The organism is Streptomyces sp. NPDC052023 (assembly GCF_044548465.1).
Classification (GTDB): Bacteria; Actinomycetota; Actinomycetes; order Streptomycetales; family Streptomycetaceae; genus Streptomyces.
In genome coordinates this window covers 85,465-110,356 of sequence record NZ_JBIUBW010000011.1, presented here as the reverse complement: position 1 = coordinate 110,356, position 24,892 = coordinate 85,465, and the positions used below count along the sequence as shown (strand labels likewise).

Sequence of the window (24,892 nt, the reverse complement as noted above, 5' to 3'; positions counted from 1 at the left end):
CACCGGGGGCCGGCTCACTGAGGGCGGTCACCTGCACCGGGGGCCGACTCACTGAGGGCGGTCACCTGCCCTCGTGGCCACCACCCGGCAGGCACTCACCTGCACCCGTCGCCCACCACACCCGACACGGCAACCTGCGCCAACGAGCCACCCCCCGGCAGACGCTCACCTGCACCGATCGGCCACCCCCGGCAGACGCTCACCTGCACCGATCGGCCACCCCCGGCAGACGCTCACCTGCACCGATCGGCCACCGCACCGCACCCGGTCCCCCGCACCGCACCCGTCATCCCCCTTCGACCCTGATCCCCAACTCCCCCGCCAGCACCGGCGCCAGATCCAGCAGCTGGCTCGCGCTGATCACAGCCCCCGACAGCCGGTCGATCCCCCGCGTGATCTCCAGCGGCGCCGCTCCGCGCAGGTCCACGTCGGTCAGGGTGGCCGTGGTGAAATCCGCACCCGTCAGAGCGCAGTCCACGAACTCGACGCGCTCCAGGGACGCGCCCCCGAAGTCCGGCTCCACCAGGACGCACCCCTCGAAGACCACGTCCTTCAGCCGGGCCCCCCGAAGGTTCAGGAAGTCGAGCTTGCCACCCCGGACCAGGACGCGTTCCAGTGCGGAGCCGTGCAGTTGCGTGCCGCCCAACCGGGCGTCGAGCAGTTCGACGTCGCGCAGAGTGACCTCCGACATGTCCGTCCCGACGCCGCGCGGGGCGGTGAGCACCGAGTCCAGGAAGCGGGCCCGGTGCAGTCGCGTCTCGTCCAGAGCGCATCGCGTCAACGCGCAGTCCATGAAGCGGGCGCCCCCGCCGTCCTGCCCACCGAGCTCCGCACCCTGGAACTCCACCCCGTCGTAGTCCCCGTCCGGCTCCAGCCCACCCCCTCCGTACGCCTCCAGCTCCGGCAGCCTCAGCTCCGGTCGTCGTGCCGCCTTCACGCCGCCCGCCGCTCGCCTCACCATGCCCCCATCCTGCACCCCACCACTGACAATCACCCTGACCTGCGCAGACGCCCCGCCCCGAGAGTGGGAAGCGCCCCGATCGACCGTCGATGTCACATCGGAGGCGCCTCGCGCAGTCGTACTTCCGGAAACAGAGAGGCGAACCCGAGCAAGGGAGACCGACCCCATGCCCCACCTCACCGTCATCGGCGGCGGCTTCGCGGGCCTCACCGCCGCCATCGCCGCCGCCGAAGCGGGCGCGAAGGTCACCGTCCACGAGGCCCACCACACCCTCGGCGGCCGGGCGCGCACCGCGGAGGGCCCCTACCGGACGAACGAGGGCCCGCACGCCCTCTACAACGGCGGCCCCCATTGGACCTGGCTCTCGCGTCGCGACCTGATCGGCCCCCTCGCCGCGCTTCCGCCCTGGGAAGCCGCCCGGCTGCGGCTGCGGCACAAGGGCGTGCTGCGCCGCCTCCCGCCCTTCGCCATGCTGAAGCTGCTGCGCCACCCGGCGCGTCAGGCGCCCGTCGACATCGACTTCCTTACGTGGGCCACCGAACAGGTGGGCGAGGAGGGCGCACGGGCCGCCGCGCACTACGCGGCCGTCGCTCTCTTCCACCACGACCCCGGCATCCTGTCCGCCGCGTTCGTGCAGGAGCGACTGCGCCGGTCCACGAAGTTGCCACCCGAGGCGCACTATCCGCGCGGCGGCTGGTCGGGCGTCGTCGACCGGATGGCCGCGCGTGCCTGGAATCTGGGCGTCCGGATCGAGACCCTGTCCCGGGTCGACACCCTCCCCACCGGCACGCCCGTGATCGTCGCCACCTCCCTCGACGCCGCCCGCCGCCTCCTCGGCGACGACTCGCTGACCTGGCCGAGCGGCCGTACGGCCCTCATCGACCTGGCCGTACGCACCCGGCGCGGCGACCCCTTCGTCATCAGCGACCTGGACGCGCCCGGCTGGCTCGAACGCTTCACCGCGCAGGACCGCTCCCTCGCCCCCGCCGGCGAGCAGCTCGTCCAGGGCCAGATCCCGATCGCCCCGCACGAGTCCCGCGCCGACGGCATCGCCCGCGCCGAGCAGTTGCTCGATCTCGGGTACGACGGCTGGCGCGACCGCGTCGCCTGGCGGCGCGAGGCGATCGCGAGCGGCCGTACCGGCGCCGTGGACCTGCCCGGGACCACCTGGCGCGACCGGCCCGCGGTGCGACGCGGCGACGGCGTGTACCTGGCAGGCGATCAGGTCGCCGCGCCCGGCGTCCTGTCGGAGGTGTCCTTCAACAGCGCCCTGACCGCCGTATCCCTGGCACTTGGACAGCACGGCACCCGGCCGCTTGACCTCGAGCGCGCTTGAGGTCGAAGAGTGTCAGTCACCACCGGCCACCGGCCACCGGCCACCAGTCACAGGGGGACCCATGCACGCCATCCGCCTCCACGCCTTCGGACCCGCAGAGAACCTCGTGGCCGAGGAGGTCGAGGACCCCGTACCGGGTCCCGGCCAGGTCCGTGTCGCCGTCGCGGCCGCCGGCGTACACCTGCTCGACGCGGCGATCCGCGCGGGCCACGCCGGGCCGGGCCCCGCGCCGGCCCTGCCCACCGTCCCCGGCCGCGAGGTCGCCGGAGTCGTCGACTCGCTCGGCGAGGGCACCGACGAGTCCTGGCTCGGCAAGCGCGTCGTCGCGCACCTGGGCTTCGTCCCCGGCGGCTACGCCGAACTCGCGGTCACCGACACCGACCGCCTGCACGAGATCCCGGCGGGCCTCGACTTCGCCGAGGCGGTCGCCATGATCGGCACAGGGCGTACGGCGATGGGCATCGTGCAGTTCGCCGAGCCGGGCCCGGGCGACGTGGTCGTGATCCCGGCCGCCGCCGGGGGCCTCGGCACCCTCCTCGTGCAGTACGCCAGGAACGCGGGCGCCACCGTCATCGGCCTGGCCGGCGGCCCGGACAAGACGCGGCGGGTCGCCGCGAACGGCGCCGATCTCGCCGTCGACTACCGGGACCCCGCCTGGCCGGAACAGGTCCGGGCGTACGACGGCAAGGTCACGATCGTCTACGACGGGGTCGGCGGCGACATCGCCCGTACGGCCGTACGGCTGCTCGCCCCCGGCGGCAGACACGTCGTCTTCGGCTGGTCCGCCGAGGGCATCCGGGGCGGCGGACCGCTCGTCGTCGAAGGCGTCACGGTGCAGGTGCTCGGCCCACCGATGCTGGAGAAGGCGGGCGGCCCGAATCCCCTGCGCACCCTGGAGCTGCGGTCTCTCGCCGAGGCAGCCGCGGGCCGGCTGACCCCCGCGGTCCACCGCTTCCCGCTCACCGAGGCCGCCGCCGCACACCGGGCGCTGGAGAACCGCGACACGACCGGCAAGGTGGTCCTGGAACCGTAAAGACCTGACCGGGTGGGGCGTGGCATCACGGGAGGTACGCCCTGATTCATGGTCTTCTGTCCGAATGACCGCGCCTAGGACCGGAGACCCCAGGGCTTCCGCCGATGCCGACCCCCACCGCTGGTGGGGGCTGGTGGTGATCGCCCTCGCCCAGCTGATGGTCGTCCTCGACTCGACGATCGTGAACATCGCGCTGCCGTCGGCCCAGGAAGAACTCGGGATGTCCGACGGCAACCGCCAGTGGGTGATCACCGCGTACACCCTCGCCTTCGGCGGCCTGCTGCTGCTCGGCGGGCGGATCGCCGACCTGATCGGCCGCAGGCGCACGTTCGCCATCGGGCTGATCGGCTTCGCCGCCGCCTCCGCGCTGGGCGGCGCCGCCGTCACACCGGGGATGCTGTTCGGCGCCCGCGCCCTTCAGGGCGCGTTCGCGGCCGTGCTCGCCCCGTCCGCGCTGAGCCTGCTCGCCACGACGTTCACCGACCCCAAGGAGCGCGGCAAGGCCTTCGGCATCTTCGGCGCTCTTGCGGGCAGCGGCTCCGCCATGGGCTTCATCGTGGGCGGGGTGCTCACGGAGTACCTCAACTGGCGCTGGTGCCTGTACGTCAACACCCCCATCGCGTTGCTCGCGCTGCTCGGCGCCTTCACCGTCCTGCGCGACCGGCCCGGGCGGCCGGGCGCCCGCCTCGACGTGCCCGGCGTACTGCTCGGCTGCGGCGGACTGGTCGCGCTGGTCTACGGCTTCAGCGAGGCCGAGTCCCACGGCTGGGCCCACCTGTCCGTCCTCGGACTGCTCGCGGCGGGCGTCGCGCTGCTGGCGGCCTTCGTGTGGTGGCAGACCCGGGCACCGCTGCCGCTGCTCCCGCTGCACATCGTCAGGGACCGCAACCGCGCGGGCTGCTATCTGACGATGATGCTGGCCATCATGGGGATGTTCGGCCTGTTCCTCTTCATGACCTACTACTTCCAGGTCGTCCTCGGCTACTCGCCGGCGTGGAGCGGCCTCGCCTTCGTGCCCATCACCGCCGCGACCGTCATCGGCTCCACCCAGATCGCGGGCCGCCTGCTCCAGCACGTGCCGCCCCGCACCATGATGGCCCCGGGGATGTTCCTGTCCGCGTCCGGCATGGTGCTGCTCACCCAGCTCACCGTGGACTCCTCCTACGTCGTCGACATCCTGCCCGGCCTGATCCTGGTGGGCCTCGGCATGGGCCTGACCTACATGCCGGTGTTCGCCACGGTGACGGCGGGCGTCGCCCCGCAGGACTCGGGCGTCACCTCGGCGACCCTCAACACCTCGCAGCAAGTGGGCGGTTCCATCGGTACGGCCCTGCTGAACACCATCGCCAACACCAGCACCGCCGCCTTCCTCACCGCCCAACTCACCCGGTCCGCCGAACCCGCGGAGGTGGCCCGCGAGGCCGTCGTCCACGGCTACACGGTCGCCCTGTGGTGCGCTGCCGGCCTGATGCTCATGGCGGGCCTGGTCACGGCCCTGATGGTGACGGCACGGGCCCCCAAGCACGCGGCGGCGCCGAAGGCACCGGTTCCGGAGGCCGCGGGCTAGCCGCCGTCCACGGCCGCGCACCGCCCCCCGAGGCAACCGGCCGACCGCCGGCCATGGCCGCCGCGGCTCTGTCCCGGCCGGCGCCCGTCTGTCAGCAGGACGGCGTCACTCGCCCCCACTCGCGCTCACACCCGGCCCCGCAGCCGCCGCGCGATCTCCAGCTGCTCGGCCTGCACGGGCCGGCCGTCCTCGATCTCCCACAGGCAGTTCTGGAGCACGCGCCCGAGGGTCCATGCGCGCGCACGCGCGCGTTCCAGCCCGATCACGTCCGTCATGGCGTCGAACCGGCGGCGGACCTCACCGGCGTCGAACCGGTTGTCGATGGCGGGCAGCAGGTCGAAGCCGGGGTCGCCGGCCAGCGGCTTGGGGTCGATGGCGAGCCAGGGAGCGCGGTCGGAGGCGAGGACGTTCTCGAAGTGCAGGTCCCAGTGCAGCAGACGGTCCCCCGGCTCGTCCACGACCTCCCGTACGGCGGCGGCGCAGTCGGCGATCAGGCGGCGGGCCTGCGGATCCGGGACCCGCTCCAGCGCCCAGGGGGTCTGCTCCAGCATCGCCCGCGCGATGTCACCGAGCCTGCGCATGCCGGCCGGGGCCGGGCCGGAGGTCAGGTGGGCCAGCAGCCGGGCGATGACCAGCACGGCCTCGTGGGAGTCGGGCAGGTGGGACAGCATCCGGGCGGGGTCGAGGCGTTCGAGGAGCATCGTGCCGGTCTCCGGGTCGTGGTCCAGCAGCCGTACCGCCCCGTCGCCGTCCCACACCCGCAGGGCGACGGGCTCGCCCACGCTCTCCTCGTCGAGCAGCTGCAGCTTCAGCACCGCGCGCGTGCCGTCCGCCCGGACCACGGGCAGGACCAGCGCGGACACGCCGTACATCGAGGGACCCTCGATCCGCAGCTCCCAGCGCTCCAGGAAGGCGGCCACCAGCCGCGGCAGCCCGGCGACGAAGGCGCTGCCCTCCTCGCCGTTGTACATCGCCTGGGACGCGGCCAGTTCCTCGGGAACATCGATCACGGAGAAGACCCTACGGACGGACCGGCGACCGCTTCGACCCCATTCCGCCGAACCGCTCCGCCCCCATTCCACCGCACCACGTCTCCCGGGGCCTTGCGCACGCTTCGAGTGCCGACCGGCCCACAGAACGACGAAATCCGAAGGAGACAGCTCCCGAGACCACGGGTAACGTCCCGGCCATGAGCAGCTCGGCAAGCGGCGTGGTGAACGGCGGCGTCTCCTTCTGGTTTGCCCAGGAAGGCTTCCCCGTCCCCCGGGAGCCCCTCTCCGGCGACGCCTCCGCGGACGTCGTGATCGTCGGCGGCGGCTACACGGGGCTGTGGACGGCGTACTACCTGAAGAAGGCCGCGCCCTTCCTGCGGGTCACCGTCCTGGAGCAGAAGTTCTGCGGCTACGGCGCCTCCGGCCGCAACGGCGGCTGGCTGTACAACGGCATCGCGGGCCGCGACCGGTACGCGCGCGTGCACGGCCACGAGGCCGCCGTACGCCTTCAGCGGGCCATGAACGACACCGTGGACGAGGTCATCAGGGCCGCCGGCGAGGCGGGCATCGAGGCCGGCATCCACAAGGGCGGCGTCCTGGAAGTCGCCTGCACGCCCGCCCAGCTGGCCCGTCTGAAGGCGTTCCACGCGCACGAGTTGTCGTACGGCGAGAAGGACCGCGAGCTGTACGGCGCCCGCGCGACCGCGGAACGGATCAGGGTGGCCGGCGCGGTCGGCTCCTCCTGGACACCGCACGGGGCCCGGATCCACCCGGTGAAACTGGTGACCGGCCTGGCGCGGACCGTGGAGGCCCTCGGTGTGACCATCCACGAGGCGACGCCGGTGACGGAGATCCGCCCGCAGCACGCGGTCACCCCGTACGGCACCGTCCGCGCGCCCTACGTGCTGCGCTGCACGGAGGGCTTCACAGCGTCCCTGAAGGGCTTCAGGCGCACCTGGCTGCCCATGAACTCCTCGATGATCGCGACCGAGCCGCTCACCGGGGAACAGTGGGAGAAGGTGGGCTGGGAGGGCCGCGAGACGCTCGGCGACATGGCCCACGCCTACATGTACGCCCAGCGCACCGCCGACGGCAGGATCGCGCTCGGCGGCCGCGGTGTGCCGTACCGCTTCGGCTCCCGCACCGACAACGACGGCCGTACCCAGGACGCGACGGTCGCGGCCCTGCGGGAGATCCTGGAGCGCTTCTTCCCGGCCCTGACCGGCGTCCGGATCGAGCACGCCTGGTCGGGTGTCCTCGGCGTACCCCGCGACTGGTGCGCCACCGTCACCCTGGACCGCGCCACGGGCCTCGGCTGGGCGGGCGGCTACGTCGGCTCCGGCGTCGCCACCGCCAACCTCGCCGCCCGCACCCTGCGCGACCTGGTCCAGCTCGACTCCGGCCAGGGCACCCGCACGGAACTGACGGACCTGCCCTGGGTCGACCACAAGGTCCGCAAGTGGGAACCGGAACCCCTGCGCTGGCTGGGCGTCCACGGCATGTACGCCACCTACCGCACCGCCGACCGCCGCGAACTCACCACCCACAGCGCCGAGCCGTCCCGACTGGCCCAGCTGGCGGACCGGGTGGCAGGACGCCACTGAGCCCGGGGCACGCCCGCGCGATCCATGATCACGGGGGCGTCGACGCACGTCACACCAAGAGCCCCCTGTCGGATTCGAACCGACGACCTTCGCTTTACAAGAGCGGCGCTCTGACCAGCTGAGCTAAGGAGGCCTGCACGCGCGCGTGGGCGGCGTGCCCGTGCAGTGTACCCAGCTCCCACGCCCTCCCTGTCGAAAATTCCCGCGAAGTTCACAGGGGCTGGGGTACTGACAGAACACGTGAACGCGGGGTACCGTCCTCACGCAGTTCACGCGTGTGGACTACACCACCTTCCTACAACGGATCGTCCGGCACGTTCCTGCCGGTAGAAGGGGGCCCATTCACCATGGCCACTGTCTCGTTCGACAAGGCGACCCGGATCTACCCGGGTTCCGACAAGCCCGCCGTCGACGCACTCGACATCGAGATCGAGGACGGAGAGTTCCTCGTTCTGGTCGGCCCGTCCGGCTGCGGCAAGTCCACCTCCCTGCGGATGCTGGCCGGCTTGGAGGACGTGAACTCCGGCGCCATCCGCATCGGCGACCGCGACGTCACGCACCTGCCGCCGAAGGACCGGGACATCGCCATGGTGTTCCAGAACTACGCGCTCTACCCGCACATGACCGTCGCCGACAACATGGGCTTCGCGCTCAAGATCGCCGGCGTCAACAAGGCGGAGATCCGGCAGAAGGTCGAGGAGGCCGCGAAGATCCTCGACCTCACCGAGTACCTGGACCGCAAGCCGAAGGCGCTCTCCGGTGGTCAGCGCCAGCGTGTCGCCATGGGCCGCGCGATCGTGCGTGAGCCGCAGGTCTTCCTCATGGACGAGCCGCTGTCCAACCTGGACGCCAAGCTCCGCGTCTCCACCCGTACGCAGATCGCCTCGCTGCAGCGCCGCCTCGGCATCACCACGGTCTACGTCACCCACGACCAGGTCGAGGCCATGACCATGGGCGACCGGGTGGCCGTGCTGAAGGACGGTCTGCTCCAGCAGGTCGACTCCCCGCGCAACATGTACGACCGCCCGGCGAACCTCTTCGTCGCCGGCTTCATCGGCTCCCCCGCGATGAACCTCGTCGAGGTGCCGATCGCCGACGGCGGTGTGAAGTTCGGCAAGAGCGTCGTGCCGGTCGACCGGGACGCCCTGTCCGCCACCACCGACAAGACGGTCACCGTCGGCGTCCGTCCCGAGCACTTCGACGTGGCCGGCGCGGAGGCCGAGCAAGGCCTCGCGATCACGGTGAACGTCGTCGAGGAGCTCGGCGCCGACGCCTACGTCTACGGCACCGCCCAGCTCGGCGACACCGCCAAGGACCTGGTGGTCCGCGTCAACGGCCGCGACGTCCCGGAGAAGGGCAGCACGCTGAACGTCGTGCCGCGCTCCGGTGAGACGCACGTCTTCTCGACGTCGACGGGTGCGCGCCTCTCCGACTGAGCCGCCTGCCGGTCGACCGGCCGACGGAAACACCCAACCCGGGTAATTCACCCAGGTTGACGAATCGGGCCCCGCAGCATGGCCGCGGGGCCCCTTTTCGTGTCGACAAATACCCCGGCACACTGGGCCATTTCGAGCAGCGTGCGTCAACCTCGCACTCAGAAAAAGCCGTCTCTTCGTCACCCGTACCGGTGACCAAATGTCGCCAAATCATTACCGGGCGCTACCCTCACTCGCGTGAAGCACTCCACCACCTCACTGACGCGACGCGGCCAGGGCCCCGCCCGCCGGATCGGCCGCTCACTCGCCCTCGTTCTGCCCGTCGTCCTGGTGCTCTCCGGGACGCTCGCCGTCACGCGGGTCAACTGGTCGGGAGATCCCGAGAGCTCGGTGCTCACCGCAGCAGACGTCTCGGCCTCCGGACCCCACGCCCGCACGGCGCACCGCGCACCTCACGAGGTGCTGCGCGACCAGCTCCTCACCGAGCTCCAGGAGACCAACCCGGGCACCGCCCTCACCCACCTCCAGCAGGCGGTGGACGAGCGCCCCTCGCTGGCCCGCCACTGCGCCTCGATCGCCCGCGCCCTCGGGCAGGCCGCGGTCCGTATCTACGGCCCGACGCGCGCCCAGTCCTACTCCCGCCCCGTTTGCGACACCTCGTTCGCCTCGGGCGTCCTGGCCGCCCACGGCTGACCCACGAGCACCAGAGCGACCTGGAGCCCCGCTCCGGCCCCCGGGCCACCGGCGGGGCTCCCACGCGCCACCACAGCCCGACGCAGTCCACCCCATGAGCCACCTCACCCACAGACCCGCCACGCCCCGCACCACCGCAGGGCAGCGAAACCGCTCGCCCGTCCGCCCGTCCGCGTCCATCCAGCCGACGCCCCGCGACCACCGACCCGTGTAACAGCTCCCTCCGCCACCGCAGGGCTCCACGCCCGCCCCACCGGCCGGTGTGACAGCCCCCTCCGCCACACCACGCCCGCCCAGCCACCCCTCCACCGCCACCGGCCCGGAGCACCGCCCCTCCACCGCCACCGGCCCGGAGCACCGCCCCTCCGATGACCGCCCCCCTCAGGGCCCGGCGACCGCCCCTCCGACCACCCGGCCCCCACGACCCCCGGCCCCCGGGGCGCACCCCCTCGGCCACCGCGCCCCCCGCCACCACCGGCCCCCAGGACCCACCCCTCGGCCACCGCGTCCCCCACCCCCCAGGCCCCCGGAATCACCCTGGCCGGTGCCGCGTACAGTGCCGGGCATGACCGATCCGAACGCCGCCTCGCGTCCCGTCCAGGCCGTCATCCTGGCCGGAGGCCAGGGCTCCCGGCTGCGCCCCTACACCGACGACCGTCCCAAGCCGATGGTCGAGATCCCCGGCACGGGCACGCCGATCATCGGCCACCAGCTCAACTGGCTCGCCGAGGAGGGCGTCACCGACGTCGTGGTCAGCTGCGGCCACCTCGCCGAGGTCCTGCAGGAGTGGCTGGACTCCGCCGACCTGCCGGTCCGCGTCACCACCGTCGTCGAGTCGGAACCCCTCGGCCGGGGTGGCGGCCTGAAGTACGCCGCCGCCCAGCTCCCCCACCCGGACCGCCCCTGGTACGCCACCAACGGCGACATCTGGACCCGCTTCTCGCTGCGCGACATGGCCGACTTCCACACCGAGCGCGACGCCATAGCGACCCTCGCCCTGGCCCGCCCCCGCATCCCCTGGGGCGCGGTGCAGACGGACGGCTTCGGCCACATCACGGACTTCATCGAGGCCCCGCCGACGACGTACGAGGTCAACGCGGGCGTGTACGTCTTCTCGCCGGAGTTCGCCGGGATGCTCCCCGAGCGCGGCGACCACGAGCGCACCACGTTCCCGCACCTGGCCCGTGAACACCGCCTGGCCGGCTTCCCGCTCCCCCAGGGCGCGTACTGGCGCGCCATCGACACCGCGAAGGACCTCACGGAGGCAGCGAAGGAACTGGCCGCGCTGGGCCGTTGAGCGCAGGACCCTCGCAGGCCCCGCCGCTCACGCACGACAGCACGACAGCACGACAGCACGACGGCGCAACGGCACGACGAAGGGGCCCCGCGCTCACACAGGCGGGGCCCCGTCGTCGTACCGAGGAAACGGTCTAGCCCAACAGCCCCCCGACCAGCCCGGGCTGCCCGGCGGACGACTCCTCCTCGCCGGACCCCGTACCGCCCGTGGATCCCGAACCGCCCGTCGAGCCGCTGCCGCCGCCCCCGGACGTGGGACCGCTGCTGGTGCTCGGAGCCTCTTCGACGGGGGACGTCTGCTGCGGTGGCGCCTGCCCCGCCGGACCCTGCGTCTGGCTGGGCGAGCCGCCGGTCGCCGTCCCGGATTCGCGGGTCGCACCCGGCGTGGTCGCCGCGCCCGCGGTGGGCGCGGCCGAGGTCGCGCCCTGCGTAGGCGAGCCGGCCGAGGCCGACGGCGTGCTGCTCTGCCGGCGTTCACCGGGCGTGGAGGGCAGCGGCGAACCGGGCAGTTCGTTGCGCGGCGCCTCGCCGGGCCCCGGGACGACGACCCGGTCGGAGTCCCGCACCGCGCCACCGAGCAGTGAGCCCACCAGCAGCGTGATCCCGGTGACGATCGCGGTGACGAGGGCGCCCCGGCGCAGCACGTACCGCCGCAGCTCCCAGATGTCGGAGCGGGGGCCCAGCCGCCGCCAGGCGAGCCCGGCCAGCCGCCCGTCGACCGAGTAGACGGGCGCCCCGGCGATGATCAGCGGCGACCAGGCGGCGAGGTAGATGATGTCGGGGGCGTCGTAGACGGGGACGCTCTTCCAGCTGACGGTGACGAGCAGCGCGGCGGAGAGCAGCGCACCGCCGACCGCGGCGACCCGCTGCCAGCAGCCCAGGACCGTGAGCACGCCCACGATGACCTGCGCGAAGGCGATCACGAGGCCGGAGCCGACCGGGTGCTGGAGCGCGAACTGGCGCAAGGGCTCGGCGACTTCCCAGGGATGCAGGGTGTTGAGCCACTTGACCATGGAGCCGCGGTCGCCGCCGTCGAAGTAGACGGGGTCGCAGAGCTTGCCCATGCCGGCGTAGACGGAGATGGCGCCGAGGAAGACGCGCAGCGGTAGCAGGACGACACCGAGGTTCATCCGGCGGCCGGGGAAGTAGGCGTGCCGCGCCGGATCCTCGCCGTGCCGCCGGGAGCGCGGCTCGGCGTCCTCGTCGTCCAGGCCGGCATCCTCGTCGACGTCGTCGGCGTAGCCGCCGTCGAAACGCTCCCCGGCGTAGGCGGGGGGTGCGTCGTACGCGCCCTCGACGGTCCGCATGGCCGGCAGCAGTCGCGTACCGAGGCCCTCCGGGGTGCGCTGGGCGCCGACCACGGGGGTCTCGACGGTCTGGTCGAGGTCGCCGTAGCCGTCGTAACCGTCGTAGCCCTCGTAGCGGCCGTATCCGGGGCCGGCGTCGACGCGCGGGATGACCTGGGTGGCTCCGGCGTCCGCGGACGCCTCCTCCGGGTGGCGGACGCCCGCACCGCGCACAGCCTGGAGCAGGCGGTGGGCGCCGGTGTCGTCGGGAGCGGACCGGCCGCTCCACACGACCGGGCGGCGGCGGGCGTCGCCGGCCTGGGTCGCTCTGCCCGCCGTCCCGACGACCGGCATGCGGGCGGCGTCCTCGGTGGCGCTCAAGTACCGTGCGACCCGCGGCGACTGGGCGCGGCGCGAGGAAGTGCCCAACTGCACGCGGAAGCTGGCGTGATTGACGATGATCTGCGCCGGGTCGCTCGGCACCTTCACCATGCTCAGCGCGGGAGCGTCGTCGAATCCCGACGAACGGTCCCCCGTGGGTGTGCGGGGTGTTCTGGTGTCCACACTCATCTAACCGAGTGACGTGTGTTTAGGACACTGCTTTGACCCGCCGGATCTGTCCGGACCGCGTCAAGCTTGCCCGGACCGCCCGGAACACCCCGAGTGGGTGACTATGACGAACGCTTGTTCAGGCCCGCCGCCGCGCCGCCTCGTACAGCACGATCCCCGCCGCCACACCGGCGTTGAGCGACTCCGCGCCACCCGGCATCGGAATCCGCACCCGGTAGTCGCACGTCTCGCCGACCAGCCGCGAAAGGCCCTTGCCCTCGCTGCCGACCACGATGACGACCGGCCCTCCCAGGGCTTCGAGCTCCCCGAGTTCGACCTCGCCGTCGGCGGCGAGCCCGACCACGACGATCCCGGCCTTCTTGTACGCCTCCAGCGCGCGCGTGAGGTTGGTGGCGCGCGCGACCGGCGTACGGGCGGCCGCACCGGCGGACGTCTTCCAGGCGCCGGCGGTCATACCGGCCGCGCGCCGCTCGGGCACGACGACACCGTGGCCGCCGAACGCGGAGACGGACCGCACGACCGCGCCGAGGTTGCGCGGGTCGGTCACCCCGTCCAGGGCGACGATCAGCGGGTCCTCGCCCCCGTCGGCGGCCGCGTCGGCCAGGTCCTCGGGGTGGGCGTACTCGTACGGCGGCACCTGGAGGACGAGGCCCTGGTGGTTGAGCCCGTTCGTCATCCGGTCGAGCTCGGGGCGCGGCGCCTCCATGAGGTTGATGCCGCCGCGCTCGGCCGCGAGCTGGAGCGCTTCGCGGACCCGCTCGTCGCTGTCGATGAACTGCTGGACGTACAGCGTGCTGGCGGGCACCCCGTCGCGGAGCGCCTCGAAGACCGGGTTGCGCCCGACGACCAGCTCGGACGTCCCCTTGCCACCGGCGCGCCGCTGCTGCGGACGCCCCTGCGTGCGCCGCACCTTGGCGGCGGCGGCACGCTGCTTGGCGTGGCCCTTGCGCATCTCGGCGGGGGGCGTCGGCCCCTTGCCCTCGAGGGACCGGCGCCGCTTGCCGCCGCTGCCGACCTGCGCGCCCTTCTTGCCGGACATGCGGCGGTTGTTCGCGGCCATGATCTACCTGTCTGTGGGTGCGTACGTACGTCTATGAAGTGTGCCGCCCGGATCCGCGAGCGGCACACCGTGGTGCCGGAACCTCGGCTCTCGCGTCGGCTCCTGCCTGCAGCTCGTCACCTCGGCTCCCGCCTCGGGCCGCCGCTCAGCGCGAGCCGAGACTCCAGCGGGGCCCCTGCGGGCTGTCCTCGATGACGAGGCCGGACTGCTTGAGCTGGTCGCGGATGGCGTCCGCGGTGCCCCAGTCCTTACGGGCGCGGGCCGCCTCACGCTGGTCCAGGACGAGGCGTACGAGGCTGTCGACCACGCCGTGCAGATCCTCGCTGCGGTCGCCCTCGCCCGCCCAGTGTGCGTCCAGCGGGTCCAGGCCGAGGACGCCGAGCATGGCGCGCACCTCGGCGAGGCGGGCGACCGCGGACTCCTTGTCGTCGGCGGCCAGGGCGCTGTTGCCCTGCCGGACCGTGTTGTGCACGACCGCGAGAGCCTGCGGCACTCCGAGGTCGTCGTCCATCGCCTCGGCGAAGGCGGGCGGCACCTCGGTGGCGGGGTCGACCGGACCGCCGGCCAGCTCCACCACGCGCTGCACGAACCCCTCGATCCGCGCGAACGCGGACTCGGCCTCGCGCAGGGCCTCCTCGCTGTACTCGATGGTCGAGCGGTAGTGCGGCGTGCCGAGGTAGTACCGCAGCACGATCGGCCGCCACTGCTTGACCATCTCCGACACCAGCACCGAGTTGCCCAGCGACTTGGACATCTTCTCGCCGCTCATGGTGACCCAGGCGTTGTGCAGCCAGTACTGGGCGAAGTCGTCGCCGAAGGCCTTGGCCTGGGCGATCTCGTTCTCGTGGTGCGGGAAGATCAGGTCCAGGCCGCCGCCGTGGATGTCGAAGGCACTGCCCAGGTACTTGTGCGCCATGGCCGAGCACTCCAGGTGCCAGCCGGGGCGCCCACGGCCCCACGGCGTCTCCCAGTCGGGCTCGCCGGGCTTGGAGGCCTTCCACATGGCGAAGTCGCGCGGGTCGCGCTTGCCGGTGATGCCGTCCTCGGCGGGCTGGCGCATCTCGTCCAGGTCCTGCCGGGACAGCTCCAGGTAGTCCGGCCAGGACCGCACGTCGAAGTAGACGCTGCCGTCGGCCTCGTAGGCGTGCCCGCGCTCGATGAGGCCGCGCATCATCTCGACCATCTCGGTGATGTGGCCGGTGGCGCGCGGCTCGTACGTCGGCGGCAGGCAGCCGAGCGCGCGGTAACCGTCGTCGAACGCGCGCTCGTTCTCGTACCCGATGGACCACCAGGGGCGGTTCTGCTCGCCCGCCTTCCAGATGATCTTGTCGTCGATGTCGGTGACGTTGCGGACGAACGTCACGTCGTAGCCGCGGTACTCGAACCAGCGGCGCAGGATGTCGAAGTTGAGTCCGGAGCGGATGTGCCCGATGTGCGGGGCCGCCTGCACGGTGGCACCGCACAGGTAGATCGAGACACAACCCGGCTGAAGCGGGGAGAAGTCACGGATCTGCCGGGCGCTGGTGTCGTACAGGCGAATGGTCACCACTCCAGGGTAGTGGGCCGGGAGCTATGCCTCGTGCCCCTTGTGGACAAGGGCGCCTGTTCGTCACATGCCCTTCGGGCCGGCCTCAGCCGCTGCGCACCACCAGTGCCGTGGCCACCGCCATCAGACCTTCGCCGCGGCCGGGGAAGCCGAGCCCGTCCGTGGTGGCGCCGGAGACGGAGACCGGGGCGCCGGCCGCCTCGGAGAGCACCTTCTGGGCCTCGTCCCGGCGCTTGCCGATCTTCGGACGGGGGCCGACGACCTGCACCGCGACGTTGCCGATCCGGAACCCCGCCGCGCGCACGATCCGGGCGGCCTCGGTGAGCAGCGCCACGCCCGAGGCCCCGGACCACTCCGGCCGTCCGGTGCCGAAGTGCTGTCCCAGGTCGCCGAGCCCGGCAGCGGAGAACAGCGCGTTGCACGCGGCGTGCGCCACGACGTCGGCGTCGGAGTGCCCGGCAAGACCGGGCCCCGCGTCCTCCCATCTCAGGCCGGCGCACCACAGCTCGCGGCCCTCCTCGAAGGCGTGGATGTCGGTGCCGATGCCGACCTGCGGGAGCGGTGCCTCAGAAGCCATCGTTGAGCCTCCTGCGGGCGAGGACCGCCTCGGCGAGCACCAGGTCCAGCGGGCGGGTGACCTTGAACGCCTCTTCGTGCCCCGGCACGACGACGACGCGTTCGCCGAGCTGCTCGACCATGCCGGCGTCGTCGGTGACGTCGCTCGTGACGGTCCCGTGCGCCCGCAGCAGTGTCTCGCGGTCGAAACCCTGCGGGGTCTGCACGGCGCGCAGCCGCGCCCGCTCCGGCGTGGCCAGCACGGGCTCCGGCTCGCCGGGCGTCCGCGCGGGCTCGACCTCCTTGACGGTGTCCGCCAGCGGCAGCGCCGGCACCACCGCGGGCGCGCCGTCGCGGACCGCCTCGATCACCGCGTCGACGGTGTCGACCGGGACGAGCGGGCGGGCGGCGTCGTGCACCAGCACGATGTCGTAGCCGGGCGGCAGCGCGTCGAGGCCGAGCTTGACCGACTCCTGCCTCGACTCGCCGCCGGGGACGACCAGGAAGTCGGTGCGCTCGGGCAGGGCGTGCGCGTCGAGCAGGGACTTGACCTCGGCGGCGCCGTCGGGCGGGGCGACGACGACCACGAGGGAGACGGCACGGGATGCGGCCAGCGCGCGTACGGCGTGGATGAGCATGGGCGTGCCGTTCAGCGCGCGGAGCGCTTTGGGGGCTCCCGGACCGAGGCGTACGCCTCGGCCGGCGGCCGGGATGACCGCAGCGGTACGGACTCCTGCGGGCGAAGGGCGCGAAACGTCAGACATCGGTTCCTGTCAGGTTTGTGTGCTCGGCCTACATGGGTATGGCCTCAGCGTGCAAGAGTGCGGGCGCGCACCGCTCTGACCGGACCCTTCCGTGACCCTGGTCGAGCCGGCCGCCCGGGCACGGCACGCACAGTACCGGGGGGAGTTTTCCTCGGCGTAGGCGGACGTACGGGACGTACGACGGCCATCCGGCAGGGGACGCGCGGATGGCCGGAATACGACCATATGGTTCGGGTACGAACATGCCGCAGCGCCCGGCGACTGGAATTCCGTCATCGGGCACCGCGGCATTTCGATGTGCTGAGCGGAGCGGGCCTGCCTCACGTCAGGAGGCGAGCACCTCGTCGAGCAGAGCCTCGGCCTTGTCCTCGTTCGTGTTCTCCGCGAGGGCGAGCTCGCTCACCAGGATCTGGCGGGCCTTGGCGAGCATGCGCTTCTCACCGGCGGAGAGTCCACGCTCGCGCTCACGACGCCACAGGTCACGCACGACTTCCGCGACCTTGATGACATCGCCGGAGGCGAGCTTCTCCAGGTTTGCCTTGTAACGACGCGACCAGTTCGTGGGCTCCTCGGCGTACGGCGCGCGCAGCACCTCGAAGACCCGGTCCAGCCCGTCCTGACCGACCACATCACGCACGCCGACGAACTCCGCATTGTCCGCTGGCACACGTACTGTCAGGTCACCCTGGGCGACCTTCAGCACCAAGTAGGTCTTGTCCACGCCTTTGATCTGGCGAGTTTCGATGGCCTCGATCAGCGCGGCCCCGTGATGGGGATAGACCACGGTGTCGCCAACCTTGAACGTCATGTGACAGGTACCCCTTCCGTGGCTATCCAGGGTAACACGGAAACGGCGGCTTCTGAATGGCGTTTTCGCAGGTCAGGGCATATCTCGGGGCTTGACAACAGCAACAGGAACGTGCTTCGGACGGCCTCCGGAACAAGGTATTCGCAGGTCGGAGCGGCTCTCCGGGCCGACTGAAACGTGCACGTCACACTCGTCCGGCACCCCTGCCAGGCGCCTGAACATCCCTAAATGTCTGGTTCCAAACGCTCGAGTTCCGCTACTCCGTTCGGCGCCCTGGGGCCGGTCCGAGACGTTTCCAGAATTGATCACGACACTCCGCCACGCCTCTCCGGTGATCAATTTCCGGGTGGCCGCGCATTCCTTCACGTAAATTTCGCGAAGGCTTATGTGAATGCCGTACCGGCGCCGACGCGCCCGGACAGGGAGGGCCCGCGTACCCCCTGCGGAGGGAAGCCTGGTGGTCGTGGGGGAGGGTCGGGTGCGGCCGCCCGGGAACGGCTCGGTAACCTGAGGCCGCTGACAGCCACTTAGGGCGGCTTTACAAGGAAAGCTGCCCGTGCGTTCAAGGAGTTGCCGCCGCCGTGAGCAGCAGCCTTCGACGCGGCGCCCTCGCCGCCTCCGCCATCGCGTTCTCGATCGCCTCGCTCGCCGCCTGCGGCGCCGGCAACAACTCGCAGACCCTGGAGATCAGGCCGGACAACGCGGCCACCAGCGTCGGCGACATCAAGATCCAGAACGCCGTGGTGATCACCCAGGCCGACCCGGAGGCGACCGGCCCGGCCGCCGTCTCCGCCACCGTCTTCAACTCCAGCGACCGGGCCCAGACGCTCGAGTCGATCAGCCTCGACGGCACCGAGCAGGTCAAGCTGACGCCCGCGTCGGGCAAGGGCGCGCTGTCCATCCCGGCGGGCGGCTCCGTCGTCATCGGTGGCAAGGGGAACGCCTCGGCGGTCCTGCAGAACGCGGAGTCCCTCACCGACGGCAACGCCCACAAGGTCACCTTCGCGTTCAGCGAGACCGGTGACGTGAGCCTGGAGGCGTTCATCGTCCCGGCCGAGGGCTACTACGCCTCCTGGGGCCCGAGCGGGTCTCCGGCGGCGAGCGCCTCCCCGTCCCCCACGGCGACCGCTGGGGCCGGTGAGGGCGCTGAGGCCGGCGACGAGGGCGCGACCGGCACTCCGGAGGACACCGCCTCCGGCACGCCCGCCGATCCCGCCTCCGGCTCGGACGCCGGGTCGGCGGAGGGTGACGCCGGTCACTGACCGCCGCACACGGACGCACACGGGTACACGAAGAAGGGCGGGACCTCACGAGGAGGTCCCGCCCTTCAGTGCTGGTACGTGGGCCGGTCTACGGCTCGAACTTGTAGCCGAGGCCGCGCACCGTGACCAGGTAGCGCGGCGCGCCCGGGTCCGGCTCGATCTTGGCGCGCAGTCGCTTGACGTGGACGTCGAGGGTCTTGGTGTCACCGACGTAGTCGGCGCCCCAGACGCGGTCGATCAGCTGCATACGGGTCAGCACCCGGCCCGCGTTGCGCAGCAGCATCTCCAGGAGGTCGAACTCCTTCAGGGGCAGGTCGACCTTGGAGCCGGCGACCGTGACCACGTGGCGGTCGACGTCCATGCGGACGGGACCGGCCTCCAGGGCCGCCGGGGTCACCTCCTCCGGCTCACCGCGGCGGCGCAGGACGGCCCGGATACGGGCGACCAGCTCACGCGAGGAGAACGGCTTGGTGACGTAGTCGTCTGCTCCTATTTCCAGCCCGACAACCTTGTCGATCTCGCTGTCCTTGGCCGTCACCATGATGACGGGGACGTTGGAGCGGCCGCGCAGCTGGCGGCAGACCTCCGTGCCCGGCAGGCCGGGCAGCATCAGGTCGAGCAGGACGAGGTCGGCGCCGTTGCGCTCGAACTCGTCGAGACCGTCGGGCCCCGTGGTCGCGACGGCGACCTCGAAGCCCTCCTTGCGGAGCATGTACGACAGGGCGTCGGAGAAGGACTCCTCGTCCTCGACGACGAGCACACGGGTCACGGAAGGACCTCCGGGGCGGGAAGCGGTTCGTACGATGGTCTGGCGGGGGACGAGTCGGCGGACTGCCCGGCCTCGTCGTCGAGGGAGGGGTGCTGGTGCGCCCGGTCGCGGGCCAGACCCGCCTCCGGCAGCCGCAGCGTGAAGGTGGAGCCCTGTCCCTCGGAGCTCCACACCGTGACCTCCCCGCCGTGCGAGGCGGCCACGTGCTTGACGATGGCGAGCCCGAGGCCCGTGCCACCGGTGGCACGGGAGCGGGCGGGGTCGACGCGGTAGAAGCGCTCGAAGATGCGCTCCTTGTCCTTGTCGGAGATGCCGATGCCCTGGTCGGTCACGGCGACCTCGATGGTGTCCCCGCCGGAGCCGCTGACCCGGCGGGCGGCGATGCCGACGCGGGTGCGGGCGGGGGAGTAGTTGACGGCGTTCTCCACCAGGTTGCCGAGGGCGGCCGCCAGCTGGCTGCGGTTGCCCCAGACGTGCAGGTCGGCGGTGCCGCCGGCGGCCATGGTGATCTGCTTGGTGCCCGCCTGGTGGCGGCAGCGGTCGACGGCCTCGGCGACCAGTTCGTCGACCCGGACCGGCTCGGCGTCCTCCAGCGGGTCGTCGTTCTGGACCCGGGAGAGGTCGATGAGCTCCTGCACCAGGTTGGTCAGCCGGGTCGCCTCGATCTGCATCCGGCCGGCGAAGCGCTGCACCGCCTCCGGGTCGTCGGAGGCGTCCATGACGGCCTCGGAGAGGAGGGAGAGCGCGCCGACGGGGGTCTTGAGCTCGTGGCTGACATTGGCGACGAAGTCGCGCCGTACCGCCTCTATCCTGCGGGCCTCGGTGAGGTCCTCGACCAGCAGCAGCACCAGCCGGGAGCCGAGGGGCGCGACCCGGGCGGAGACGGCGAGCGCCTCGCCGCGGCCGGAGCCCCGCCGGGGCAGGTCCAGCTCGACCTGGCGTATCTCTCCGTCACGCCGGGTGTCGCGGGCCATCTGGAGCATGGGGTCGACCGCGAGCCTGCCGCCCCGCACCAGCCCGAGGGCGTACGCGGCGGAACTGGCCTTGACGACCGCGTCCGCCTCGTCGAGGACGACGGCCGAGGAGCGCAGCACGGACAGCACGGTGTCCACGCCGGGCGGCAGCACGGGGTCGGTGTGCAGGGAGGTTCGGGTGGGTCGCTTCAGGTCGCGTTCGCTCCAGCGGAACGCCAGCATGGCGATGACACCGGTGAGCACACCGGCGATCGCTGCCGCTGCGGCGACCGCCGCGTTCACGTCCATGCACCCAGGTTAGGCATGCGCTACCCCTTACCCACAGCCGTCCGAGTGGGACCTCGAACACTCGTCGCCCAGAGTTCACCTTGGAGCCAGTATTGATTCATTTGGGGTGGCCGAAACGGACGCGTAGGGACCGGAACGTGGGAGCGTGGGGTTCGCACCACCGGTTCACGACGGGGTCCCGGCATGTCCGGGTGCTTCGGCAGGCCCCCATGAATCCCCCAGGACATCGCACGAGAGGGAAACCTGATGCGGGACGCGTACCATGAGGAACTTGACTCGATCGGCGACGGCCTGGTCGAGATGGCCCGCCTGGTCGGGTCGGCGATCGGACGCGCCACGACGGCCATGCTCGACGCCGACCTGAAGCTGGCCGAAAGTGTCATCGAGGGCGACAAGAAGGTCGACGACCTGCAGCACGACCTGGAGGCCCGGGCGATAGCCCTGCTGGCCCGCCAGCAGCCGGTGGCCACGGACCTGCGCATCGTGGTGACGTCGCTGCGGATGAGCGCCGACCTGGAGCGTTCCGGCGACCTCGCCCAGCACGTCGCCAAGCTCGCCCGCCTGCGCTTCCCCGAGCGCGCGGTCCCCCAGGACCTGCACGCGACGCTGCTGGAGATGGGTCAGCTCGCGCAGCGTCTGATGGCGAAGACGGCCGAGGTCATCATCACCAAGGACATCGACCTGGCGATGCAGCTGGAGCAGGACGACGACGAGATGGACCAGCTGCACCGCACGCTGTTCCAGCACCTGATGGAGGACCGCTGGAAGCACGGCATCGAGACGGCGGTCGACGTGACGCTGCTCGGCCGCTATTACGAGCGGTTCGCGGACCACGCGGTGGCGGTGGCCAAGCGGGTGGTGTTCCTGGTGACGGGTGAGCACGCGGATGAGCTCCAGGCGGATGTCGTGCCGGGGGTTGAGGGGGCCTGAAGGCGGGGCCGAGGAGCCTGAAAGGGGCTCCTGAGGTCCGTCGGGGGCGCATTTCCGCCTCTGTGCGCCGTTGATGCGCCCGGAGAAGCGGGCATGGAATGGGCACAGGCACAGTGCCTTGAGGAGGGACCCATGGCCGAATCCCCCAGCACGCCCCGTACGCCCACGCCCGACCCCACGCAGGAACGCCCCACCGAGCAGCCCGCCGACATCAGGAGCCTGAACCTGATCGGCGCGTGCGGCTGCGGCTCGGGGTGCACGTGCGGGTGCCAGCAGGGAAATCCCTGCCAGTGCGGCTGATGTTCTTACGCAGGTGAAGGGCCCCCGGCGAAACCGCTGGGGGCCCTTCGCGCTTCCCGCGTCGCCGTGGCCCCGCGTGCGGGCGCAGCATGGAGGAGGAAGCGACCCAGCGGGCAGCACGGAAGGAGGTGCGAGGCCATGCCCCAGTTCATGGACGTCCACCGCGGCATGCGCGGCATCACCGCGGACGAGCTCCACTCGGCCCACCAGGCCGACCTCGCCATAGAGAACGAGGAGAGCGTGCACTTCAAGCAGGCCTGGGCGGACCCGGACTCCGGAATCGTCTACTGCCTCTCCGAGGCACCTTCGGCAGAGGCGGTCCAGCGCATCCACGAGCGGGCGGGACACAAGGCGGACGAGGTCCACGCGGTACCGCTGACGATCTGACGCGCGGCCCTTGTCACGGATCGGGCCAGGTCGCTGACGCCCGGAGACGGCCCCGGCACAGGAACAAGCCCCCCGCCTGTAAAAGCCGCAGGCAGGGGGCTCACTTGGAGGCGGCCTCACCTCACGGAGACATCAGCCGCCGTCTGGACGCGGGGCGCGCAGGTGCGCCCGTTCCTTCAGCTCTTCCTCGTCGACCAACGTGAGCATCGGCTGACCCGGCGCACACACCATGGTCACGACGAACTTGTCCGGTTCGTCGGCGCTGGCGTTGCCGTCCTGGTAGTGGATCACGTCACCGCCCGGCTCCCAGAACGTCTCCCCGGCCTTGACCACGCGCTCCGGCTCACCCTCGATCTCGAACCGGACCGCGCCCTCCATCACGTAGCCGAACGCCGGCCCCGAGTGGCGATGCGGAGGGAGCCCGGGGTGACCAGGAGGCCACTCGACGAGGATCGTCATCGCCGATCCGCCTTCGGGGAAGAAGGGCGGATTGACTTCCTGCAGCATCTTGACCTCGGGTGGCAGCGAGACCTGGTTGCCCTCGGCCGGGGACTCGTGCGCTGGGTTCTTCTCCGACATCTACCCCACCTCCGTAGGCCTGCCGGGAATGGACGCCGGCCACAGCTCACATCCGTGGCACACCACTCCCAGACCCACCCTGCCTCACGCCGGTGGGCGCCACAATCCGGAGGCCATGTCCGAGCGGGTCGGTGAGATCAAGGCGCCTTGGCATACCAGGCGCTGTCCGGTGGATCATGTGGCTGCGACGGCCCCAGGCCGGTTCCCGCGGGCCGGACTTCGCCGGTTGCGATTCTGCCCCCGGGCACGGGCAGGACCGCCAGTGCGGTGTCCGCGATGTTCCGCAGCGTCTCCGGGTCCAGGCCGGCCTTGCCCACCGCCTCGATACCGCGGACCACCGTCAGCAGCAGTGCCGCCAACCGCTCCGGATCCGCCTCGCTGTCAATGTCGCCGTGGCGCTGGGCGGCACTGATCTCCGTCCGCAGCAGGGTCAGCAGTGCGGTCATGGTCTCGGCCGACCGTCCGGCGACCGTCGGATCGTGCTGGGCCAGTTCCGCCGCGCCCTTGGCCAACAGGCACCCGCGGCGCTCGGTGTCGGAGGCGGTGTTCTCCGCCATGAGGTGCACGTATCCGGACAGCCGGGCCAAGGCCTCCGCGTCCGGGCCACCTGCCAGCCGTCCCTCGGCAACCTCGACGACCGCGGTGCACCAGTCGCCGAACACACGGTGGAACAGCTTGCCCTTGTCGCCGAACGCGCCGTACAGGCTGCCCTTGCCCAGGCCGGTCGCCTGCGCGATGTCGTCCATCCGGGTTCCTGCGTAGCCGGTCGCCCAGAACTGTTCCCGGGCCCGCTCCAGGACTTGGCGTTCGTCGAATGCGCGTGGTCTCGGCATGGTTTCAGCCTACCCATTCTTGACTCGATCGTCCATTACGGCATACGTTATGGACGATCCATTCCAGAACTTAGGGGTTCGACATGCCAGGCGTGCTGCAGGACAAGGTGGCCGTGATCACCGGAGGGACCAGCGGGATCGGGCGGGCCATCGCCCACCGTTTCGTCCAGGAGGGCGCACGGGTCTTCGTGACCGGCCGGGACATCGACCGCATCGAAGCGGCGGTCAAGGAGATGGGGCCTGCGGCCACCGGCGTACGGTCCGACGTCTCGGTCCTGGCCGACCTGGACGCCCTCTACGCACGAGTCCGCGAGGAGGCCGGACGCATCGACGTGCTGGTGGCCAACGCGGGAATCGTCGCGGACGCCGCGCTCGGCGCCCACACCGAGGCGAACGTCGACCTGACGCTCGCCGTCAACGTCAAGGGCCCGCTGTTCACCGTCCAGAAGGCGCTTCCGCTGCTGGCGGAGAACGCCTCCGTCCTGGTCGTCGGCTCGAGCAACAGCGTGCGGCCCCATGAGCAACTCGAGGTCTACAGCGCCTCCAAGGCGGCGGTGAGCAACCTCGTGCACAACTGGGCCCGGCAGTCGCGGGAGCGCCGATTCCGGGTCAACGTGCTCAGCCCGGGACCCACGCGGACCCCTGGCCTGCTGGGCGCCGCGGGACCGGACGCCGACCGGTTCGCCGAGGCCGTCGTGCCACTGGGGCGGCTGGCCGACGCCGAGGAAATCGCCGAGGCCGCCCTCTTCCTGGCCTCGGACGCCTCGTCGTTCGTCACCGGCGCCGAACTCTTCGCCGACGGCGGCTACACCCGGGCCTGAACGACGGCCGGTGGCGCGCGTCCGGCCCCCTCGAAGTCACGGGCGCACTCCCGGTTCCGGTCGGGGATCACTCCGGCGGCACGAGTGCGCGCCGGTGTCCCCGCGCAGGCGCCAGAGCGGAGTGGAGACAGGAGCCGGAGCCCGGAGAGCGCACGGCCCCATCGCCCTGCCGGCCCGATGACCGCCCCAAGAGAGCCTCAAGCCCCCTACTCGCGAAGAATCGCAGGTAGGGGGCTTGATCA

At 71.7% G+C, this 24,892-nt stretch carries 24 protein-coding genes and 1 tRNA gene; 12 read left to right on the top strand and 13 right to left on the bottom strand.

Annotated features, from left to right (window positions below; genetic code table 11):
* Window positions 1-286 precede the first annotated feature (286 nt).
* Window positions 287-961 (bottom strand): pentapeptide repeat-containing protein, encoded by a 675-nt coding sequence (locus tag ACIHCM_RS22475; protein ID WP_399898488.1) that lies wholly within the window; start codon window positions 959-961, stop codon window positions 287-289.
* Window positions 962-1,127: 166 nt separating this feature from the next.
* On the opposite strand from ACIHCM_RS22475, the gene ACIHCM_RS22470 reads away from it, so the two are divergent.
* From ACIHCM_RS22470 to ACIHCM_RS22460, 3 genes are all read left to right on the top strand, one after another.
* On the top strand, window positions 1,128-2,297 hold the full coding sequence (locus tag ACIHCM_RS22470; RefSeq protein ID WP_399898486.1) for an FAD-dependent oxidoreductase: 1,170 nt from the start codon (window positions 1,128-1,130) through the stop codon (window positions 2,295-2,297).
* A 61-nt stretch (window positions 2,298-2,358) separates the two neighbouring features.
* Entirely contained in the window at window positions 2,359-3,330 is a 972-nt protein-coding gene (locus tag ACIHCM_RS22465) for a zinc-binding dehydrogenase (RefSeq protein ID WP_399898484.1), read from the top strand.
* Between the two features lie 64 nt (window positions 3,331-3,394).
* On the top strand, window positions 3,395-4,897 hold the full coding sequence (locus ACIHCM_RS22460) for an MFS transporter (protein WP_399898482.1): 1,503 nt from the start codon (window positions 3,395-3,397) through the stop codon (window positions 4,895-4,897).
* Between the two features lie 125 nt (window positions 4,898-5,022).
* Here the strand turns inward: ACIHCM_RS22460 and ACIHCM_RS22455 are convergent, their stop codons facing one another.
* Complete coding sequence (locus ACIHCM_RS22455; RefSeq protein ID WP_399898806.1) at window positions 5,023-5,868, bottom strand: aminoglycoside phosphotransferase family protein; 846 nt, start codon at window positions 5,866-5,868, stop codon at window positions 5,023-5,025.
* Between the two features lie 218 nt (window positions 5,869-6,086).
* On the opposite strand from ACIHCM_RS22455, the gene ACIHCM_RS22450 reads away from it, so the two are divergent.
* On the top strand, window positions 6,087-7,493 hold the full coding sequence (locus tag ACIHCM_RS22450; protein ID WP_399898480.1) for an NAD(P)/FAD-dependent oxidoreductase: 1,407 nt from the start codon (window positions 6,087-6,089) through the stop codon (window positions 7,491-7,493).
* Between the two features lie 59 nt (window positions 7,494-7,552).
* Here ACIHCM_RS22450 and ACIHCM_RS22445 read toward each other — a convergent pair.
* A tRNA-Thr gene (locus ACIHCM_RS22445) sits at window positions 7,553-7,626 on the bottom strand.
* A 214-nt stretch (window positions 7,627-7,840) separates the two neighbouring features.
* Between ACIHCM_RS22445 and ACIHCM_RS22440 the strand changes: the two genes are divergently transcribed.
* From ACIHCM_RS22440 to ACIHCM_RS22430, 3 genes are all read left to right on the top strand, one after another.
* Window positions 7,841-8,929: an ABC transporter ATP-binding protein gene (locus tag ACIHCM_RS22440; RefSeq protein WP_399898478.1), complete on the top strand. Its 1,089-nt coding sequence runs from the start codon at window positions 7,841-7,843 to the stop codon at window positions 8,927-8,929.
* 237 nt (window positions 8,930-9,166) lie between these two features.
* The gene (locus tag ACIHCM_RS22435; protein ID WP_399898476.1) at window positions 9,167-9,622 is read left to right on the top strand and encodes a hypothetical protein; all 456 of its coding nucleotides are present in this window, start codon (window positions 9,167-9,169) and stop codon (window positions 9,620-9,622) included.
* 565 nt (window positions 9,623-10,187) lie between these two features.
* On the top strand, window positions 10,188-10,919 hold the full coding sequence (locus ACIHCM_RS22430; RefSeq protein WP_399898474.1) for an NDP-sugar synthase: 732 nt from the start codon (window positions 10,188-10,190) through the stop codon (window positions 10,917-10,919).
* A gap of 133 nt (window positions 10,920-11,052) precedes the next feature.
* Here ACIHCM_RS22430 and ACIHCM_RS22425 read toward each other — a convergent pair whose 3' ends face one another.
* The 6 genes from ACIHCM_RS22425 to ACIHCM_RS22400 all read right to left on the bottom strand — a co-directional run bounded on the left by ACIHCM_RS22425 (window position 11,053) and on the right by ACIHCM_RS22400 (window position 17,507).
* Window positions 11,053-12,774, bottom strand: a complete 1,722-nt coding sequence (locus tag ACIHCM_RS22425) for a DoxX family protein (RefSeq protein ID WP_399898472.1) — start codon at window positions 12,772-12,774, stop codon at window positions 11,053-11,055.
* Between the two features lie 118 nt (window positions 12,775-12,892).
* Complete coding sequence (gene rlmB, locus ACIHCM_RS22420; RefSeq protein ID WP_399898470.1) at window positions 12,893-13,834, bottom strand: 23S rRNA (guanosine(2251)-2'-O)-methyltransferase RlmB; 942 nt, start codon at window positions 13,832-13,834, stop codon at window positions 12,893-12,895.
* 145 nt (window positions 13,835-13,979) lie between these two features.
* On the bottom strand, window positions 13,980-15,380 hold the full coding sequence (gene cysS / locus ACIHCM_RS22415; RefSeq protein ID WP_399898468.1) for a cysteine--tRNA ligase: 1,401 nt from the start codon (window positions 15,378-15,380) through the stop codon (window positions 13,980-13,982).
* Window positions 15,381-15,465: 85 nt separating this feature from the next.
* Entirely contained in the window at window positions 15,466-15,957 is a 492-nt protein-coding gene (gene ispF, locus ACIHCM_RS22410; protein ID WP_399898466.1) for a 2-C-methyl-D-erythritol 2,4-cyclodiphosphate synthase, read from the bottom strand.
* Window positions 15,947-16,699 (bottom strand): 2-C-methyl-D-erythritol 4-phosphate cytidylyltransferase, encoded by a 753-nt coding sequence (gene ispD, locus ACIHCM_RS22405; RefSeq protein ID WP_399898464.1) that lies wholly within the window; start codon window positions 16,697-16,699, stop codon window positions 15,947-15,949. Before ispD ends, ispF begins: the two co-directional genes overlap by 11 nt.
* Before the next feature lie 325 nt (window positions 16,700-17,024).
* The gene (locus ACIHCM_RS22400) at window positions 17,025-17,507 is read right to left on the bottom strand and encodes a CarD family transcriptional regulator (RefSeq protein WP_003953493.1); all 483 of its coding nucleotides are present in this window, start codon (window positions 17,505-17,507) and stop codon (window positions 17,025-17,027) included.
* 581 nt (window positions 17,508-18,088) lie between these two features.
* On the opposite strand from ACIHCM_RS22400, the gene ACIHCM_RS22395 reads away from it, so the two are divergent.
* A complete protein-coding gene (locus ACIHCM_RS22395) occupies window positions 18,089-18,769 on the top strand; it encodes a copper chaperone PCu(A)C (protein WP_399898462.1) in 681 nt (226 codons plus the stop codon).
* Window positions 18,770-18,857: 88 nt separating this feature from the next.
* Here the strand turns inward: ACIHCM_RS22395 and ACIHCM_RS22390 are convergent, their stop codons facing one another.
* Window positions 18,858-19,538: a response regulator transcription factor gene (locus ACIHCM_RS22390; protein WP_109496890.1), complete on the bottom strand. Its 681-nt coding sequence runs from the start codon at window positions 19,536-19,538 to the stop codon at window positions 18,858-18,860.
* Window positions 19,535-20,800 (bottom strand): sensor histidine kinase, encoded by a 1,266-nt coding sequence (locus ACIHCM_RS22385; protein WP_399898459.1) that lies wholly within the window; start codon window positions 20,798-20,800, stop codon window positions 19,535-19,537. Before ACIHCM_RS22385 ends, ACIHCM_RS22390 begins: the two co-directional genes overlap by 4 nt.
* 246 nt (window positions 20,801-21,046) lie before the next feature.
* Between ACIHCM_RS22385 and phoU the strand changes: the two genes are divergently transcribed.
* The 3 genes from phoU (at window position 21,047) to ACIHCM_RS22370 (ending at window position 22,417) form a co-directional block, all read left to right on the top strand.
* On the top strand, window positions 21,047-21,730 hold the full coding sequence (gene phoU / locus ACIHCM_RS22380) for a phosphate signaling complex protein PhoU (RefSeq protein WP_399898457.1): 684 nt from the start codon (window positions 21,047-21,049) through the stop codon (window positions 21,728-21,730).
* A gap of 132 nt (window positions 21,731-21,862) precedes the next feature.
* Entirely contained in the window at window positions 21,863-22,030 is a 168-nt protein-coding gene (locus ACIHCM_RS22375; RefSeq protein WP_399898455.1) for a hypothetical protein, read from the top strand.
* A 138-nt stretch (window positions 22,031-22,168) separates the two neighbouring features.
* Window positions 22,169-22,417: an SCO4226 family nickel-binding protein gene (locus ACIHCM_RS22370; protein ID WP_399898453.1), complete on the top strand. Its 249-nt coding sequence runs from the start codon at window positions 22,169-22,171 to the stop codon at window positions 22,415-22,417.
* 132 nt (window positions 22,418-22,549) lie between these two features.
* Here the strand turns inward: ACIHCM_RS22370 and ACIHCM_RS22365 are convergent, their stop codons facing one another.
* Together ACIHCM_RS22365 and ACIHCM_RS22360 are read right to left on the bottom strand one after the other, a co-directional pair.
* Entirely contained in the window at window positions 22,550-22,996 is a 447-nt protein-coding gene (locus ACIHCM_RS22365; RefSeq protein WP_399898451.1) for a cupin domain-containing protein, read from the bottom strand.
* Window positions 22,997-23,133: 137 nt separating this feature from the next.
* Window positions 23,134-23,829 carry a TetR/AcrR family transcriptional regulator gene (locus ACIHCM_RS22360; RefSeq protein WP_399898449.1) on the bottom strand — a complete coding sequence of 232 codons (696 nt, stop codon included), beginning with the start codon at window positions 23,827-23,829 and terminating at the stop codon, window positions 23,134-23,136.
* Window positions 23,830-23,912: 83 nt separating this feature from the next.
* Between ACIHCM_RS22360 and ACIHCM_RS22355 the strand changes: the two genes are divergently transcribed.
* Entirely contained in the window at window positions 23,913-24,650 is a 738-nt protein-coding gene (locus ACIHCM_RS22355) for an SDR family NAD(P)-dependent oxidoreductase (protein WP_399898448.1), read from the top strand.
* Window positions 24,651-24,892: the final 242 nt, after the last annotated feature.

What these genes read in the sequence shown, in the direction of transcription:
- rlmB (WP_399898470.1), bottom strand. Translation starts at nt 13,834, where the DNA reads ATGGCCGCGAACAACCGCCGCATGTCCGGCAAGAAGGGCGCGCAGGTC.
- ACIHCM_RS22425 (WP_399898472.1), bottom strand. Translation starts at nt 12,774, where the DNA reads ATGAGTGTGGACACCAGAACACCCCGCACACCCACGGGGGACCGTTCG.
- ACIHCM_RS22360 (WP_399898449.1), bottom strand. Translation starts at nt 23,829, where the DNA reads ATGCCGAGACCACGCGCATTCGACGAACGCCAAGTCCTGGAGCGGGCC.
- ACIHCM_RS22460 (WP_399898482.1), top strand. Translation starts at nt 3,395, where the DNA reads ATGACCGCGCCTAGGACCGGAGACCCCAGGGCTTCCGCCGATGCCGAC.
- phoU (WP_399898457.1), top strand. Translation starts at nt 21,047, where the DNA reads ATGCGGGACGCGTACCATGAGGAACTTGACTCGATCGGCGACGGCCTG.
- ACIHCM_RS22465 (WP_399898484.1), top strand. Translation starts at nt 2,359, where the DNA reads ATGCACGCCATCCGCCTCCACGCCTTCGGACCCGCAGAGAACCTCGTG.
- ACIHCM_RS22365 (WP_399898451.1), bottom strand. Translation starts at nt 22,996, where the DNA reads ATGTCGGAGAAGAACCCAGCGCACGAGTCCCCGGCCGAGGGCAACCAG.
- ACIHCM_RS22430 (WP_399898474.1), top strand. Translation starts at nt 10,188, where the DNA reads ATGACCGATCCGAACGCCGCCTCGCGTCCCGTCCAGGCCGTCATCCTG.
- ispD (WP_399898464.1), bottom strand. Translation starts at nt 16,699, where the DNA reads ATGTCTGACGTTTCGCGCCCTTCGCCCGCAGGAGTCCGTACCGCTGCG.
- ACIHCM_RS22355 (WP_399898448.1), top strand. Translation starts at nt 23,913, where the DNA reads ATGCCAGGCGTGCTGCAGGACAAGGTGGCCGTGATCACCGGAGGGACC.
- ACIHCM_RS22400 (WP_003953493.1), bottom strand. Translation starts at nt 17,507, where the DNA reads ATGACGTTCAAGGTTGGCGACACCGTGGTCTATCCCCATCACGGGGCC.
- ACIHCM_RS22370 (WP_399898453.1), top strand. Translation starts at nt 22,169, where the DNA reads ATGCCCCAGTTCATGGACGTCCACCGCGGCATGCGCGGCATCACCGCG.
- ACIHCM_RS22375 (WP_399898455.1), top strand. Translation starts at nt 21,863, where the DNA reads ATGGCCGAATCCCCCAGCACGCCCCGTACGCCCACGCCCGACCCCACG.
- ACIHCM_RS22440 (WP_399898478.1), top strand. Translation starts at nt 7,841, where the DNA reads ATGGCCACTGTCTCGTTCGACAAGGCGACCCGGATCTACCCGGGTTCC.
- ACIHCM_RS22450 (WP_399898480.1), top strand. Translation starts at nt 6,087, where the DNA reads ATGAGCAGCTCGGCAAGCGGCGTGGTGAACGGCGGCGTCTCCTTCTGG.
- ACIHCM_RS22470 (WP_399898486.1), top strand. Translation starts at nt 1,128, where the DNA reads ATGCCCCACCTCACCGTCATCGGCGGCGGCTTCGCGGGCCTCACCGCC.
- ACIHCM_RS22475 (WP_399898488.1), bottom strand. Translation starts at nt 961, where the DNA reads ATGGTGAGGCGAGCGGCGGGCGGCGTGAAGGCGGCACGACGACCGGAG.
- ACIHCM_RS22455 (WP_399898806.1), bottom strand. Translation starts at nt 5,868, where the DNA reads ATGTACAACGGCGAGGAGGGCAGCGCCTTCGTCGCCGGGCTGCCGCGG.
- ACIHCM_RS22385 (WP_399898459.1), bottom strand. Translation starts at nt 20,800, where the DNA reads ATGGACGTGAACGCGGCGGTCGCCGCAGCGGCAGCGATCGCCGGTGTG.
- ispF (WP_399898466.1), bottom strand. Translation starts at nt 15,957, where the DNA reads ATGGCTTCTGAGGCACCGCTCCCGCAGGTCGGCATCGGCACCGACATC.